The sequence below is a fragment of the Peribacillus psychrosaccharolyticus ATCC 23296 genome, from assembly GCF_000305495.1.
In the GTDB taxonomy this organism is placed as follows: domain Bacteria; phylum Bacillota; class Bacilli; order Bacillales; family DSM-1321; genus Peribacillus; species Peribacillus psychrosaccharolyticus.
The window spans coordinates 13645-28373 of the sequence record NZ_AJTN02000205.1; the positions used below are offsets into that span (position 1 = coordinate 13645).

General features: G+C 39.8%; 14 protein-coding genes and 3 pseudogenes. 11 read left to right on the top strand and 6 right to left on the bottom strand.

Annotated elements, in window-relative coordinates; translation table 11 throughout:
- Positions 1 to 18: 18 nt before the first annotated feature.
- The 6 genes and pseudogenes from WYK_RS13920 (at position 19) to WYK_RS13945 (ending at position 8029) form a co-directional block, all read left to right on the top strand.
- Positions 19 to 1331, top strand: a pseudogene (locus WYK_RS13920) (FAD-binding oxidoreductase).
- Positions 1331 to 2680 carry a (Fe-S)-binding protein gene (locus WYK_RS13925; RefSeq protein ID WP_040375085.1) on the top strand — a complete coding sequence of 450 codons (1350 nt, stop codon included), beginning with the start codon at positions 1331 to 1333 and terminating at the stop codon, positions 2678 to 2680. The pseudogene WYK_RS13920 and the gene WYK_RS13925 overlap by 1 nt, the downstream one beginning before the upstream one ends.
- On the top strand, positions 2677 to 4131 hold the full coding sequence (locus WYK_RS13930; protein WP_040375086.1) for an FAD-binding oxidoreductase: 1455 nt from the start codon (positions 2677 to 2679) through the stop codon (positions 4129 to 4131). Before WYK_RS13925 ends, WYK_RS13930 begins: the two co-directional genes overlap by 4 nt.
- A gap of 101 nt (positions 4132 to 4232) precedes the next feature.
- On the top strand, positions 4233 to 6410 hold the full coding sequence (locus tag WYK_RS13935) for a malate synthase G (protein ID WP_040375087.1): 2178 nt from the start codon (positions 4233 to 4235) through the stop codon (positions 6408 to 6410).
- 68 nt (positions 6411 to 6478) lie between these two features.
- Positions 6479 to 7239: pseudogene (locus WYK_RS13940) on the top strand (fumarylacetoacetate hydrolase family protein).
- A 22-nt stretch (positions 7240 to 7261) separates the two neighbouring features.
- Positions 7262 to 8029, top strand: coding sequence for an IclR family transcriptional regulator (locus WYK_RS13945; protein ID WP_040375088.1), 768 nt, complete (start codon positions 7262 to 7264; stop codon positions 8027 to 8029).
- A gap of 39 nt (positions 8030 to 8068) precedes the next feature.
- Here the strand turns inward: WYK_RS13945 and WYK_RS26035 are convergent, their stop codons facing one another.
- Positions 8069 to 8200 (bottom strand): hypothetical protein, encoded by a 132-nt coding sequence (locus WYK_RS26035; protein ID WP_268870060.1) that lies wholly within the window; start codon positions 8198 to 8200, stop codon positions 8069 to 8071.
- Positions 8201 to 8282: 82 nt separating this feature from the next.
- Here WYK_RS26035 and WYK_RS13950 point away from each other — a divergent pair, with 82 nt between their 5' ends.
- The 3 genes from WYK_RS13950 to WYK_RS13960 all read left to right on the top strand — a co-directional run bounded on the left by WYK_RS13950 (position 8283) and on the right by WYK_RS13960 (position 10099).
- Positions 8283 to 9071 carry a GNAT family N-acetyltransferase gene (locus WYK_RS13950; protein WP_040375089.1) on the top strand — a complete coding sequence of 263 codons (789 nt, stop codon included), beginning with the start codon at positions 8283 to 8285 and terminating at the stop codon, positions 9069 to 9071.
- Positions 9072 to 9252: 181 nt separating this feature from the next.
- Complete coding sequence (locus WYK_RS13955) at positions 9253 to 9708, top strand: CBS domain-containing protein (protein ID WP_040375090.1); 456 nt, start codon at positions 9253 to 9255, stop codon at positions 9706 to 9708.
- 181 nt (positions 9709 to 9889) lie between these two features.
- The gene (locus WYK_RS13960; protein ID WP_081704890.1) at positions 9890 to 10099 is read left to right on the top strand and encodes a hypothetical protein; all 210 of its coding nucleotides are present in this window, start codon (positions 9890 to 9892) and stop codon (positions 10097 to 10099) included.
- Between the two features lie 41 nt (positions 10100 to 10140).
- Here WYK_RS13960 and WYK_RS13965 read toward each other — a convergent pair whose 3' ends face one another.
- From WYK_RS13965 to WYK_RS13975, 3 genes and pseudogenes are all read right to left on the bottom strand, one after another.
- Positions 10141 to 10626, bottom strand: coding sequence for a methylated-DNA--[protein]-cysteine S-methyltransferase (locus tag WYK_RS13965; protein WP_040375092.1), 486 nt, complete (start codon positions 10624 to 10626; stop codon positions 10141 to 10143).
- A complete protein-coding gene (locus WYK_RS13970) occupies positions 10619 to 11518 on the bottom strand; it encodes a DNA-3-methyladenine glycosylase family protein (protein ID WP_040375093.1) in 900 nt (299 codons plus the stop codon). The genes WYK_RS13965 and WYK_RS13970 overlap by 8 nt, the downstream gene beginning before the upstream one ends.
- Positions 11505 to 12076 (bottom strand): annotated as a pseudogene (locus tag WYK_RS13975) (bifunctional transcriptional activator/DNA repair enzyme AdaA). The gene WYK_RS13970 and the pseudogene WYK_RS13975 overlap by 14 nt, the downstream one beginning before the upstream one ends.
- Before the next feature lie 155 nt (positions 12077 to 12231).
- Between WYK_RS13975 and WYK_RS13980 the strand changes: the two are divergent.
- On the top strand, positions 12232 to 12615 hold the full coding sequence (locus WYK_RS13980; protein ID WP_040375094.1) for a VOC family protein: 384 nt from the start codon (positions 12232 to 12234) through the stop codon (positions 12613 to 12615).
- Positions 12616 to 12631: 16 nt separating this feature from the next.
- On the opposite strand, the gene WYK_RS13985 is transcribed toward WYK_RS13980, so the two are convergent.
- Complete coding sequence (locus tag WYK_RS13985; RefSeq protein ID WP_051387515.1) at positions 12632 to 13081, bottom strand: DUF5391 family protein; 450 nt, start codon at positions 13079 to 13081, stop codon at positions 12632 to 12634.
- Between the two features lie 333 nt (positions 13082 to 13414).
- Between WYK_RS13985 and WYK_RS13990 the strand changes: the two genes are divergently transcribed.
- Positions 13415 to 14221 carry a hypothetical protein gene (locus WYK_RS13990; RefSeq protein ID WP_040375095.1) on the top strand — a complete coding sequence of 269 codons (807 nt, stop codon included), beginning with the start codon at positions 13415 to 13417 and terminating at the stop codon, positions 14219 to 14221.
- 183 nt (positions 14222 to 14404) lie between these two features.
- Here the strand turns inward: WYK_RS13990 and WYK_RS13995 are convergent, their stop codons facing one another.
- Entirely contained in the window at positions 14405 to 14605 is a 201-nt protein-coding gene (locus WYK_RS13995; protein ID WP_029714163.1) for a cold-shock protein, read from the bottom strand.
- Positions 14606 to 14729 lie beyond the last annotated feature (124 nt).

Genomic DNA, 14729 nt, shown 5'->3' on the forward strand with positions numbered 1-14729 from the left:
GAAATGAGTGAGGAGAGCATGATGATAAGTGATTTCAAAGATAAGTTAAGCGCTATTTTTCCAATAGAAAAGTTTTCGGTAGAAGAGGGTAGCCACGACCTAGGAAATCGAGCGGAGGTCACAGTACGACCGACTATGGAGCAGGAAATTGCCGATCTTGTTTCCTTTGCCCATTCAAACGGAAAAAAGTGATCATTGAAGGCGGCGGGACAAAGAAGGGGTTTGGCGGACTGGTGGAACATGCAGATATTTGTCTATCCCTAAAAGACTATAAGGGGATTGTCGAGCATAATCCTGGTGATATGACCATCACTTTAAAGGCTGGTACATCATATTTGGAGGTACAAAACTATCTTGCTGGCTTTAACCAGATGATTTCTCTCGATCCTTTTGCCAATGAGCATACAAGTATCGGCGGGGTAATTGCAGCAAATGACAGTGGTCCGAAGCGGCTTGGGTACGGTTCAGCGAGGGATGCCGTGATTGGTATGCGGCTTGTTTATCCTGATGGCAGTCTTATTCGGGCTGGGGGGAAGGTTGTTAAAAATGTTGCAGGATACGATATGAACAAACTCTTTATTGGCTCGATGGGAACGCTCGCGGTGATATCCGAAATTACGTTGAAATTAAGACCGGTAGCCAACTATCAAAGCCTTGTTTTGATTTCTTTCCCTGCAGGTAATCTAGATGTGATTAAACAGTTTGTTGTGACCGTGCTCGATTCGCTGATGGAGCCTATTACCCTTGAACTTCTTAGCCCAACTCTTGCAGCAAAGTTGACCGGACGCAGGGAGTACACCGCAGCGATCCAATTCGAGGATGTTGAGAGTTCTGTCCACTATCAAACTACCTATCTGGAAAATTTGAAACCTGAAGGGGGCACTTTCACTATCCTCCAGCAGGAAGATGCTAACTTGTTTTGGCAGGCTTTTTATGACTTGTACCCTGGATTGAACGCTGAAAATAAGACCAAATCAGCAGCTCTAAAAGTAGGACTTAAAAATATGGAAGTACTTGAATTACTTGAAGTAACTGAGAGGTTAGAAAGCGGCCAAATACATTTACTTGCTCATGGAGGGCTTGGACATGGGATTAGTCAAGTCTATCTTTATGGTGAATCTGATCGGATTCTCTCAGCGATTCAAGAGATTAGAAAGCTTACCTCAGCTAAAGGCGGGTATGCGATTGTTAAGCATCTGCCATTTTCGGAGCGATTGAAGATTAATATTTGGGATGAAAGCCCTTCTTACTTTTTCTTGCTGAAACAGATCAAAGCAAAAGTTGACCCGAATAACATTCTTAATGAAAAAAGATACGTAGGAGGGATCTAATGACTCAGTCAGCAGTGAAATCCAGTCCAGCATGCGCTGAAACTAGTTTAAGTAATTATTTTGCTAAAGACCATCCGGATGAAAAGAAGTGGGATGATTGTGTCCATTGCGGGATGTGTTTAGAATCATGTCCAACCTATGAAATTACCGGACAAGAGCAGCATTCCCCCAGGGGCCGTGTCCATTTAATCAAAAGCGTGGCTGAAGGGAAAATCGCGTTGAATGAGTCTTTCTCAGATCCCGTTTTTGCTTGTCTCGATTGCCGCGCCTGTACGACGGCCTGTCCAGCGGATGTTGATGTTGGCGGGTTGATTGAAGAGGCGCGCGGGCAGATTCGTCAAGCTATGCCGTTAAAAGGCTGGAAGGGAAACGTTAGTAAATTGTTTTTACAGGGATTATTTCCTCATGAAAATCGTTTGAATACCGTCGGAAGTCTGATCCGATTTTACCAAAAAAGCGGTTTGCAGACTACCATTCGTAAAACAGGGATGATGAAGGTCATGCCTAAGCATTTGGTTGAGATGGAAGCCATTATGCCGAAAGTAAATAAACCGGTTCGAAAGAAGTATAAGAAGGATCAGGTGCTTAAAGCAAAAGGAGAAAGCAAAGCTGAAGTTGCCTTTATGACTGGCTGCATCATGGATGTCATGTTTAGTGAAATTAATGAAGCGACCATTAATGTACTGCGGAGAAATGGAAATGATGTAACGATTCCAGAAAAACAAACCTGCTGTGGTGCCTTACATGTTCACGCGGGAGATCGTGAAACGGGCAAAAAGCTTGCGAAGCAAAATATTGCCGCGTTTGAAACCAGTGAGAAAATCATACTCAACTCTGCCGGCTGTGGCTGCATGATGAAGGAATACAAGGAATTGTTTAAAGATGATCAAGAATGGTACGATCGCGCTGAGGCTTTTTCCGCAAAAGTAGAAGATATTTCGAAATACTTGTATGACACCGGGTATGAAATTCCCAAATCAGAGCTGAATACAAAGATTACGTATCATGATGCCTGTCATTTAGCGCATGGTCAAGGTGTCAGGGAACAGCCGCGGGATATTCTCCTACATATTCCAGGTGTAGAAATGATTCATATGCCAAATGCGGATCGTTGCTGCGGTAGTGCAGGAATCTACAATATCACCAACCCAGAGATGGCAGGTGAGGTTCTAGAAAGTAAAATGGCGAATGTACCTGAAGATGTGGAGATGATCTCGATGGGGAATCCCGGCTGTATGCTGCAAATGGCGATGGGCGTAAAAAAATACGGCAAAAATCAAAAAGTCGTTCATACGGTTCAATTACTCGACTGGGCCTATCAAAAAGAAGATCAGGAGGCTAAGCAATGAAAGGAAAGCAGATTCAGAGTAAAGACAAGCATATTCACCAGTTAGCTGCGATTGTTGCTAATACACGTTCCATTTTGTATAAGAAAGAAGACCTGCTTGCTTACGATTGTGATGGCTTCACCATTCATAAGCATTTACCAAAAGCGGTAGTCTTTCCAAAGAATACAAAAGAAGTAGCTGAATTGGTCCGCTATTGCTGTCAAAATGAGCTTCCTTTTTTAGCTAGGGGTGCGGGAACCGGTTTAAGCGGCGGGGCGATTCCCCTAAACGGAGAGGTCATTATTAGTCTTGTCAAAATGAAAAACTTGATTAGTGTAGATCTTGAAAACAGACGAGCTGTAGTTGAACCTGGTTTCGTTAATCTGAAGCTTACCAACTCAATCTCGGATAAAGGGTATTATTACGCCCCAGACCCGTCAAGCCAATCCTGCTGTACGATTGGCGGCAATGTCGCTGAAAATGCCGGCGGTGCTCATTGCTTAAAATATGGAGTTACTACAAATCATATTCTTGGTCTTGAAGTGGTGGTGCCGACTGGGGAAATTATTGAAATAGGCGATAACGGTATACCGGATGCACCTGGGTATGATTTATTAGGACTCATTACGGGCTCTGAAGGTACACTTGGTATCGTCACAAAAATCACAGTGAGAATATTGAAAAACCCAGAAGCAAAACAGACAGTTCTGGCTTATTTTGATGATGTTACTGATGGCAGTCAGGCAGTGTCTGCGATTATATCGGCAGGCATTATCCCGGCAGCTCTTGAGATGATGGATAAAACAGCAATTGAAGGAGTAGAGGCAGCCGCTTTTCCTGTCGGACATCCGAAGAATATTGCTGCTGTTTTATTAATTGAAGTCGATGGAATTTCGGCAGGAATTGAAGAACAAATTAATCAAATTCTCTCCGTATGCAGGCAGTTTAATGTTCGAGATGTCAAAGTGGCTCAGGATGAACAGGAACGAAGCAGATGGTGGGCGAACCGTAAAACGGGCTTTGGTGCTATGGGAGCCATCTCTCCAGATTATCTCGTACAAGATGGTGTCATCCCTCGCAGCAAGCTTCCAGAGGTTCTCGAGAGGATCAATCAAATTAGTGAACACTCAGGACTCCGGATTGCTAATATTTTTCATGCAGGTGATGGGAATCTGCATCCGCTAATTCTCTTCGATGCAAAAATCCCTGGAGAGACCGAGAAAGCCTTAGAAGCCGGAAGTGCCTGTCTTCAGGCCTGTGCAGAGGTGGGCGGAACGATTACTGGAGAGCACGGAGTAGGAATTGAAAAACGTGAAGAAATGCGGTTTGTTTTTAATGAAGAAGAAATTGCAGCACAAACGACTATCCGCAGTGTATTTAATCCAGTGAATTTACTAAACGCAGGCAAGCTATTTCCCTCACCGGGTAAATGCGTCGAGATTAAAATGGAAAAGAAAGCAGCCATTTTATAAAAAGAAAAATATTTTGAATTATTTTGAAAAATGAGATAAAATAAAAATAGAATTTAATTGAAACGCTGTTTGGTAATAAGAAACACAAAGGAGGATGCAAAATGACGAACTATGTAAGGGCTAGTAGACTTCAGGTTGCCAATGAATTATATGAGTTTATTAATCAGGAAGTCTTACCAAACTCTGGGGTAGAGCGAGAAGTATTCTGGAACGGATTCAGTGGTTTGGTCGAAGAATTGACACCGAAAAATAAGGCGTTACTTCAACACCGTGATGAACTGCAAAACAGAATAAATGAATGGCACCGTAAACATGATGTTCAAGATGCAGCCAACTATAAGGCCTTTTTAAAAGAAATCGGCTATTTAGAAAATGAGGCGGAAGATTTTAAAATCTGCACTAAACATGTCGATGATGAAATTCGCTTTCAAGCCGGTCCGCAGCTCGTTGTTCCAATTAATAATGCTCGGTATGCAATTAATGCAGCCAATGCACGCTGGGGAAGTTTATATGATGCTCTTTACGGGTCAGATGCGATCAGCGAGGAAGATGGAGCAAGTAAAGAAGGCGGGTATAACCCAATCAGAGGACAGAAAGTCATTGAGTATGGCAGAAAGCTGCTTGATGAAGCTGCCCCAATTATTGGAGCGTCACACAGTGAAGTCGTATCGTATACAGTGGTAGATGCTCAGCTTGTCGTTACGTTGGAAAACGGAGAAAACGCTTACTTAGAAAATGATGATCAATTTATTGGATACAACGGTGAAGCAGAAGAGCCGACTGCGATTCTTATCAAACATAATGGGCTGCATATTGAGATTCAGATTGATAGTGCCCATACCATTGGGAAAACAGATAAAGCAGGTGTGAAAGACCTACTTCTTGAAGCGGCAGTGACAACGATCATGGACTGCGAAGATTCTGTTACAGCAGTGGATGCCGAAGATAAGGTGCTCGTATATAAAAATTGGCTTGGGCTTATGAAAGGAGAACTATCAGCAACGTTTAAGAAGGGGAATAAGAACACAACACGGACAATGAACCCAGACCGAATCTATACCTCAGCAACAGGAGAAGAAATGAGTCTGTCAGGACGCACAATGATGTTCGTTAGAAATGTCGGCCATCTTATGACAATCAATGCGGTTCTCGATCGTGAAGGCAATGAGATTCATGAAGGAATACTAGATGGAGTAATGACGAGTTTAATTGCAAAACATACATTACTTGGCACAGGAACTTATCAAAATACGAAAAAGGGTTCAATTTATATTGTGAAGCCAAAAATGCACGGATCTGATGAAGCGGCATTCGCCAATCTGCTGTTTGACCGAATCGAAGACTTGCTTGGTTTGGAACGACATACGATTAAAATTGGCTTAATGGATGAAGAACGAAGAACATCACTAAACTTAAAAGCCTGCATTGAAAAAGTCAAAGAACGGATCGTCTTTATCAATACAGGATTCCTTGACCGGACAGGCGATGAAATTCATACTTCTATGACTGCTGGACCAATGATTCGTAAAGGAAGTATGAAATCGGCTACATGGTTGAAAGCCTATGAAGCATCCAATGTAAATACCGGTCTTGAAACTGGCTTCCAAGGAGTTGCTCAAATTGGTAAGGGTATGTGGGCAATGCCCGATTTAATGGCCGATATGTTGGAACAGAAAATTGCCCATTTGAAAGCAGGAGCAAACACAGCATGGGTACCGTCACCGACTGGAGCCACACTTCATGCGATTCACTATCATCAGGTTGATGTTTCTAAAGTTCAGAATAATCTGTTGTCACAACTAACTGACCGCCGTGATGAGATTCTTGAAATCCCGCTTGCAGGTAAACCCAACTGGAGCAAGGAAGAAATTCAAGAAGAACTGGATAATAATGCACAAGGAATTTTAGGATATGTGGTACGTTGGGTTGAACAAGGCATTGGCTGCTCTAAAGTACCAGATTATCATGACATTGGTTTGATGGAAGACAGAGCCACCCTAAGGATTTCAAGTCAGCATATGGCCAACTGGCTGCACCATGGCATTTGTACGGAAGAACAAGTAATAGAGACAATGAAGCGGATGGCAAAGGTCGTTGATGAACAAAATGCTGGTGATTCCATGTACCGCAATATGGCTGATAATTATGAGGAGTCAGTTGCTTTCCAAGCTGCATGCGATCTTGTCTTCAAAGGATTTTACCAACCAAATGGCTATACAGAACCCATTTTGCATAAACGAAGAATTGAAGCAAAAGAGAAGTTTGGTATTACCATATAAATAGATCAAAGGGCATTCCGTTGTCTGGGATGCCCTTGATACATACTCTTGCGAAAGAAGGGATTTTCATGAAGTTTGTTCGTTTTCGCGTGAACAATACGGAGCATACGGGAGTTTTAGAGAATGAAGGCATTAACGAAATACAAGGGAATCTATTTGAACATTGGACGTATACCGGTGATACGTATTCGATAAAGGAAGTCCAGCTGCTAGCACCCATCCATCCCAATCAAATTATTGGAATTGGTGCGAATTATGTAGGTAATTCAGCTGATTTACCGGAGGAACTACCGGAATTACCGGTGTTTTTCTTTAAACCAGTCTCGTCAGTTATTGGAACAGGGGAAGAAATTGTCATCCCAAAGGGTATTCATGAAGTGAAATTCGAGTCTGAACTAGCGGTTGTAATAGGGAAAACCGCAAAAAACATTGAGGAAATTGATGCGTTAGATTATGTATTTGGCTATACCATTGGCAATGATGTGACCGCCCCGCAATACTTCCATCGTGATGGTCACTGGACGATAGGGAAGTCATTTGACAGCTTTACACCGCTTGGTCCAGTGATTGAAACCGAACTAGACCCGGCTGTTGTACGCGTTGAAGCAAAAGTAAACGGGGTGGAAAAACAAAATAGTCCAACAGAGTGGATGATTATCCCATTAAAAAAATGATAGCCTATTTATCAACGGTTATGACCCTTCAGCCGGGTGATGTCATTTTGACAGGCAGTCCGTTGGGTGCTGAGTTGATTCAAGAAAACGATACCATTGAATGTGTGATCAATGAAATTGGGACGCTGCAGAATAGATTAGTAACAGCTAAGTAAGTTTGGACATGAGGTGAGAGAAATGGAACGGGAAAATATGGTGAAATCGGTAAGCAGAGCGCTCGATATTATCGCCATGATTAGCTTGAAAAAAGGCGGTCTCGGGGTTACGGAAATTGCCAATCAGATGGATATTAATAAAAGCTCTGTGTACCGAATTCTTTCAACATTAGTCCAGTATGGCTATATCGAACAAGATATCGAAACCGGGCGCTATAAGCTTGGTTATGCCTTTTTAACCATTAGTTCAAAACTATTGGAATCGATTGATCTCAGAACTGAGGCAAAACCATACTTGCAGCTGCTTGAAAATGAAACAAATGAAGTCATTCATCTCGTTGTATTTGATCAAGGTGAAGTAGTCTATATTGAAAAACTCGAAGGCAATGAGCTGCTGCGGATGCATTCGAGAGTAGGAAAACGTGCTCCGATGCATTGTACATCTGTCGGAAAAGCGATTCTTGCCAATCTATCAAAAGCGGAAGCAATCGACATTTTGGAGAGAAAAGGGATGCCGCGGCACACAAATGATACGATTACCGATTTAGATGAGTTTTTGAAAGAGCTGGATGCCGTTAGAGAGCAAGGGTATGCCCTAGATTTAGAAGAGAATGAACACGGAATCACATGTATTGCCGCACCTATCTTTGATCATTCAGGAAATGTCTACGCAAGCGTAAGTATTTCAGGAACAACGGAGCGAATGACAAAGGAGCGCCTGAATATATTAAAAACACGAATCATCGAAATTGGCAGCCTAATCTCTAGTAAGCTAGGTTATAAGGAATAAAGGGAGGCGGGGGGAGTTTACCTGTCTCTTTTTTGATGGTTAACAGGGAAGAAGTGTGCGGCCGCCGATGATTCCTAAGATAATACCAATAGTGGTATAGAAGATAGATATGACGATACCTGACAAAAATAGGACAAATCCACTAATAAAAATGATTACCGCTTTTTTCATTTTTCACCTCCTGCTTCGTATTACGAACAACACAGAAAATAGTTACAGAAATACTCATAAGAAAATAGAAAAGAGGAATTCAATGGCTAGCTTAGACGATATTTTTAAAATGGATTGTGCATATCTCTCTACCTTTACTACAAAAATAGACACGTCGTGGGGAATGCTTTTTTATAATGAAAACCAACCGAATTATTATGATGCGAATCACGCTCATATTCAACAAATATGTGATCATCCAAAGTCGGTGATTGATGAAGTTTCTCGATTTTATCAAGATAAAGGAATCATTCCTAGATTCTATCTCTATAATGTGGAGCAACTTCAAGCTTTTATTTCAGATGCGAAAGCTGCTCATTATCGTTATGAAGAGTTCAATAGTCCCGTTCAGCTTTGGAATCATAAAATTATCGAGACCGAGAAGAACAGTAGCGTTACAATTGAGAAGGTAACGGAAGAAAACTTTCATGAAGCCTTGGAGATTGAAGGGAGTATTACGGAATTTGGCGGGATGGATACAATTAAAAAGGTATTTCGAGAACAATTTAATCACCCGGCATTTACTCATTATCTGCTTCGTTATGAGGGAAAAGCTTGCTCAACTGCCTGTATCTTTGTTGATGGTGACCAAGCTCGCCTTGAAAGTGCAGCGACGCTCGAAGCTTATCGGGGGAAAGGTCTTATAGGTGCGATTATTCAGTTTATCCAAAATGAAATAATAAAGCGGGAGATTACGCGATTTTGGGTTTTTCCAATCAATGAAACCATTGAAAAAATTTATCAAAAATATGGTTTTCAAACTGTAGCGAATCTGAAAAACGGCCATGCTTATTTAGAGGGGAAAAGTATAAAAGAAATTCAGGCGGGATAATATATTAAAATTATGATATATCTTTAGTAAAGAGGAAAATCAATGCCCTAGGGCAGTTAGATCGTAAATCTATCTTTTTTAATGTTATTGATACCATATCAAGGAATAAGGAGTATAATATAAATAGGAACTACCTTATATAACTTAAATAAAAGTACTACAAATGGTAGGGGGAACTTTCATGAAAGCTCATGAAATTATGAAAAGTAATGTATTAACTGTCCAGGAAAATGAAACTGTTCGTTCAGTTATTGAAAAATTCTTAGAAAATGGGATTAGTGGTCTTCCCGTTATTAATCAAAAAAATGAAATCGTCGCCTACATCAGCGATGGAGATATTATGCGTTTCATCGGAAAACACAAAGATATCATAGTCAGTTCATTCTTTTTTGTAGATATAATAAGAGGCGATGACGAAGAATTTGAAGAACGAGTAAAAAGAATGATGAAGTTAAATGTAATGGAAATTGCTCAGAAAAAGGTAGTAACAGTTCAATATGATGAAAGTGCAGAAAATATTGCTTCCATACTAGGAAATAAACATATTAAAAAATTACCTGTTGAACGTGACGGGGTATTGGCAGGAATAATAAGTCGTGGAGACGTTGTAAGAAACGCTTTCCAAGCACTATTATAAACTAGTATATGGCCAATTTTTATTGGCCTTTTTTATTGGGGAAAAATTTAAAGAATAAGCATGAATGAGACACTGACCAATACAGATAATAATGCTATAATAGGGTGTTCAGGTAGATAAGTTCTTTTCTTAAAAGGAGTTATTCGATATTTCGCCTGCGCATTATCGGAGGTGTATTAATATGAATAAAAAGTGGACGATTGATAATATTCGTGACTATGTCTCAAAGAATTCAAAAAGTAAATTACTTTCCACTGAATATCTTGGATACTCGCAAAAACTACAGTTTGAGTGTTCATGTGGGAATAAATTTGAAAAGTCTTGGACCAAATTCAAAGGCAGCAATCAGAGAAGTTGTTCAGAGTGCTCAGCACCTAAAGCTTCCCGTTAATATGAAGGCAAGAGCGGTCGTTGAATTCGACCGCTCTTTTTCTAGTCAGCTTCTTTTTTAAAGGACTGTTCATGCTGAAGCAGCCATTCTTTTCTCCATAAGCCTCCAGCATAGCCGGTTAATTTCCCCGTACTGCCAATAACACGATGGCAGGGGATGACAATACTTAATTTATTTTTGCTATTTGCACTTCCAACTGCTCGAATGGCTTTTGGATTCTCAATAGAAGCAGCAAGGTCTTTATAAGAACCTGTTTCCCCATAAGGTATTTTTGTTAAAGCATCCCAGACAATTTTACGGAAGGGAGTGCCTTCCTGAACGTAAGGAAATGTAAATTCTTGACGTTCTCCAGTAAAATACTCAGTAATCTGCTGGTAACAATCGGCTAAGACATTGGGGATTTCACCATTTGTGTCTGGGTCTGTGACGTGCTCAGTGAACATAATAGAACAGATTGCTTCGTCCGTCCCAATAATTTCTATATTCCCAATTGGAGAAGCAAAATGAAGTGTATGTAGTTTATTCATATAATGACCTCCAGAGATAAAAGGCGGCATATGCCTGCCAGCCTTCCCAATTAACAGCCAACTCTTTGGTTTCGTCTATTGTCGGCTTCCGTTCAAGACCTAATTGCTTCTTTAATGCTTGGTGAAGACCCACATCAGAAATGGGAAAGGCGGAAGGAAAATGAAGACATTTCATCATAACATATTCTGCCGTCCATGGGCCAATCCCTTTGTATGTTAGTAAGAAGTCACGGCAGTTTTGTTTCATAAGTAAGGTTTCCTTCGTTAATTCTCCTTCCATCATCGCTTTGGCAATGCCAATGATATAGTCAGCTTTTTTGCTTGTATGAGTATACTTTCGTAGACTGTCCACATCTAGACCAGCTATTTTTTGATAGGAAGGAAAGTGCCAATAAGTACTTCCTTCAATGGTAAGACATTCGCCAAATTCTTCAACTAAATGTTTCTTTAACGTGTAGGCATAGGCTAAGTGGATTTGCTGTCCAAGAATGGCCCAAACTAGCGCTTCAAATAAGTCTGGAATACAGATAATTCGTAAACCACTGTAACTACAGGCAAGGTTTTGTAACACCTTATCTTGAGCAGCCAGGATATAAAAGTCTGCTAAGTTCTGATCCAAGTCAAACCATTCCCAGATATACGCCACGATCCTTTTACGAACAAGTAATGGTTGATTTGAGTGGGGCAGATTTACGATAATTGAAACAAGAGAACAGCTGATTTCTACTAAAATTAGTTCACCGTTCACGTTAAGCAGTTTAGATAAAACGCAATCTTGTATTTTGTGAAGGATCTCTTGCTCAGATCGATTTAAAAAACGAAGGCATTCCGTAAAATTAAATTCTTTAGGAGGAAATATCTCAACTGATTGTTCGTGATTAGTCCATCTCATCAAGAGACCCGCTTATAACCATTCGATATTCGCTGGGCGAACAGTTTTTCACATTACGGAATACTCGATAAAAATTAGATGGACTTTGGAAGCCTGATTCATAGCAAATCTCAAGATTGGACAGCTTTGATGTTTTCAAAAGGTGTGCAGCCTGATCAATCCTAATTTTTTCTAAGAAAGTACGCGGAGTTTCTTTCGTTTCCTGTTTAAAAAGCCGTTCGAGATAATAAGAGCTTACTCCCACATGTTTCGCAACATCCTCTAAACGTACATCTTGTTTTGAATGGGTAATTAAAAAAGCACTGACCCTTCTCACTAGTTCGATATGAGGCGAGTGTTCGACTTCAGGCTGGCATCGTTTACAAGCACGATAACCCGCTTTCTCTACTTCTTCGATATCTGTGTAGAATTCAACATTTATTTTTTTGGTTTCCGTGACCGGCAGGAAGGTCTGCAGTAAATTTTTGTTGTCTTCACTGCAGTAAAAAACAAACCATCGTATTTTTTATCACAAGCTATAATTTTGTCCCACATTTCTTCAAACGAAAGCAGTTCCATATATCCCATCCTTTTTTATCTTATTTTATCAAGAAAATTGAAACGAACTCGTCCTCATTCTTGCTCTTATGGTCCATCGTTTTTCCTAAAATTAATATTTACAAAATATGTATGTTAATGATACTTTAGGAAGAAAGAGAATGGGAGGGAAGTACATGATTAAAAAGATTGCTGAAATTATGTTATATGTGGATAACCAAGAAGAAAGCAAGAATTTTTGGACAGAAAAGTTAGGCTTTATCGTAGTCTCTGACGAAGATAATGGCGAAGGGTTAAGATGGATTGAACTTGTACCAGCGGTCGGATCAGAAACGAGCCTTATCTTACACAATAAAAAAATCATTGCAAAGATGCAGCCAGAGTTAAATTTAGCTACCCCTTCATTAATGTTTTGCACAGAAGATATTGACCATTTGCATAAAGACTATCAAGATAAACAGGTTAAAGTAGGGGAATTGGTTACGATGCCATTTGGCAAAGTATTTAACTTTGCTGATAATGAAGATCACTATTTTGCTGTCAAACAAATCCGAACATAACTAACCACTCTCTGGGTTAGTTATGTTCGCCGGTGAATGAATGTGCTACTATACCTGACTTTTGAACATCCAGCTTGGAGGATCGGAAAGCTACAAAAAACCAGACTACATTGGTGATAAACATAGCAGCACAGATCCCCAAGACACCCCGTAAATCAGAAATAATTCCTTCAATCGAACCTATTGCTATGATAAAGACAAACAGTGCAGTGTGAATGAACAATCCAAATCCGCAGAAGACAGACATAACAAATCTCATTGAATCTACTCCAAATATATATAAGGTTAAAGGCGGGATGTAAAAAGCGAGGATGGAACCAATGGCTGCCCACATCCCGAAAGAGTTAAATGTATTTGCTGCAGAACCTAGGTCCGCGAGAGGGGAAAGTGAAGCGGCAACGATGAAGGAACAAAAGAAGAACGCAGAGAGTAACGTGATAATAACTAACCCACTTTTAATGTTCATATAAAACTGCTCCTTTCAGAGTTAAAATGTTAAATATTGGTTTTTTAATTGTATATCAAATAGTAAGCAAAGTATATAGAGTAGTTATCAATTTGATTCCTATAAACAGGGTAAAAATGGTATAATTATGGAAGTATCACAACAAAGATTGGAGAGATCGCAATGCTGTTTAATACCTTGATACCAATAGCTTCAATAGGTTTACTAATCTTAACCATTTACTGTGGAGTAAAGGTGTTTTCCTACATAAAATCGCTATAAGTATGCTAAATATATGAGTGAGTTTTTTGCTGAGATATATTGAATTCATTCAAGCGAAGGGAGCGCTTCTTATTGTGTACTAGTTTTGTTATTCACGCTGATCAAACAATAATAGGGATGAATTTTGATATTTCGCAAAGACCGATTAAATTGGCATTAATTGATGAACAGTTCATCATTTTTCAAAAGAATGAAGGTCGTTTTCTGCCTGCTTTTGGTTGTACTAAGAGTGGCATCTTTATGAATTTATTAAGCGTAGCACCTAACGAAGCAGGGATCTATCGAAGGGGAAAAAACTGTGTTCATATGATGAAACTATTTTCCGACGTTTTAGCCGAAAAGGTTGAACTATCCAATCTTCAGAAGTATTTAGATGAAACTAAAATCGTGAATGTTCCTAATTATAGTGTGCATAGTATGATTACGGGAAAAAAGAAAACTTTTATTGTTGAACCTGGCAGACCTCTTATTGAGCGAACAAAGAAAGTAGCTGTCTTGACCAACTTCACTTTTTCAACTTTACTCGATGCAGACTATAAAAATGTAAAAGGGACAGGGAGTGAACGTTATAAAAGAGCCTATGAAGAAATCAGTAAAAATGAAGATTCCTTTAGTCTGGAATCAGGATTTAAGGTTCTTCAACAGACTGCTCAATATCAAGGAGATTTCCCTACCCAGCTTTCGATCATTTACATCCCTGATGAAGAAACCGTATATTTCACGGTGAGACGTGATTTCAAAAAAGTGTTTTCTTTTTCCTTCCTTACAAAACAAATAGAAGGTAAGAGTGGATTCCAGACAGATCATGTTTTTAAGCTTTCAAAACAAGGTGTTTTACTTTCTGAGCTTGAGCAGCAGAACGGAGTTAGCACGACATAAAAAAGAAATAGCAGGGAAGTTGGTTTTGGGGTGAAAAGGTATGCTATACTAAAGGGAACCTTTTACCGCGTTTTTACTTTACTTGTACCAGGTCACCTTGTTCATTTATGAACAGGGTTTTTTTTATGTATACAAAAAGACAGATCCTGTATAACAGGATCTGTCTGGGATTAAAAGGTTTAATTAAGCTTTTTGAACGTTAGTTGCTTGGGGTCCACGTTGACCTTGTTCAACTTCAAACGTTACTTCTTGACCTTCGTCTAAAGACTTGAAGCCTTCGCTTTGGATAGCTGAGAAATGTACGAATACATCGTCTCCGTTTTCGCGTTCGATGAAGCCGAATCCTTTTTCTGCGTTAAACCATTTTACTTTACCTTGTTCCATTTTTGTTGCCTCCTAGTGTGTTACCACACATGTTTTAACTATTCTTGCTCAAAGTAACCAATGATACAAAAAGCTTTAACTTTTAGAATACTAGTACTGAACAAAAATAATTCTTCTTTACTAT

What these genes read in the sequence shown, in the direction of transcription:
- WYK_RS13955 (WP_040375090.1), top strand. Translation starts at nt 9,253, where the DNA reads ATGAAAGCTCATGAAATTATGAAAAGTAATGTATTAACTGTCCAGGAA.
- WYK_RS13965 (WP_040375092.1), bottom strand. Translation starts at nt 10,626, where the DNA reads ATGAATAAACTACATACACTTCATTTTGCTTCTCCAATTGGGAATATA.
- WYK_RS13970 (WP_040375093.1), bottom strand. Translation starts at nt 11,518, where the DNA reads ATGAGATGGACTAATCACGAACAATCAGTTGAGATATTTCCTCCTAAA.
- WYK_RS13945 (WP_040375088.1), top strand. Translation starts at nt 7,262, where the DNA reads ATGGAACGGGAAAATATGGTGAAATCGGTAAGCAGAGCGCTCGATATT.
- WYK_RS13985 (WP_051387515.1), bottom strand. Translation starts at nt 13,081, where the DNA reads ATGAACATTAAAAGTGGGTTAGTTATTATCACGTTACTCTCTGCGTTC.
- WYK_RS13995 (WP_029714163.1), bottom strand. Translation starts at nt 14,605, where the DNA reads ATGGAACAAGGTAAAGTAAAATGGTTTAACGCAGAAAAAGGATTCGGC.
- WYK_RS13925 (WP_040375085.1), top strand. Translation starts at nt 1,331, where the DNA reads ATGACTCAGTCAGCAGTGAAATCCAGTCCAGCATGCGCTGAAACTAGT.
- WYK_RS13960 (WP_081704890.1), top strand. Translation starts at nt 9,890, where the DNA reads ATGAATAAAAAGTGGACGATTGATAATATTCGTGACTATGTCTCAAAG.
- WYK_RS26035 (WP_268870060.1), bottom strand. Translation starts at nt 8,200, where the DNA reads ATGAAAAAAGCGGTAATCATTTTTATTAGTGGATTTGTCCTATTTTTG.
- WYK_RS13950 (WP_040375089.1), top strand. Translation starts at nt 8,283, where the DNA reads ATGGCTAGCTTAGACGATATTTTTAAAATGGATTGTGCATATCTCTCT.
- WYK_RS13930 (WP_040375086.1), top strand. Translation starts at nt 2,677, where the DNA reads ATGAAAGGAAAGCAGATTCAGAGTAAAGACAAGCATATTCACCAGTTA.
- WYK_RS13935 (WP_040375087.1), top strand. Translation starts at nt 4,233, where the DNA reads ATGACGAACTATGTAAGGGCTAGTAGACTTCAGGTTGCCAATGAATTA.
- WYK_RS13980 (WP_040375094.1), top strand. Translation starts at nt 12,232, where the DNA reads ATGATTAAAAAGATTGCTGAAATTATGTTATATGTGGATAACCAAGAA.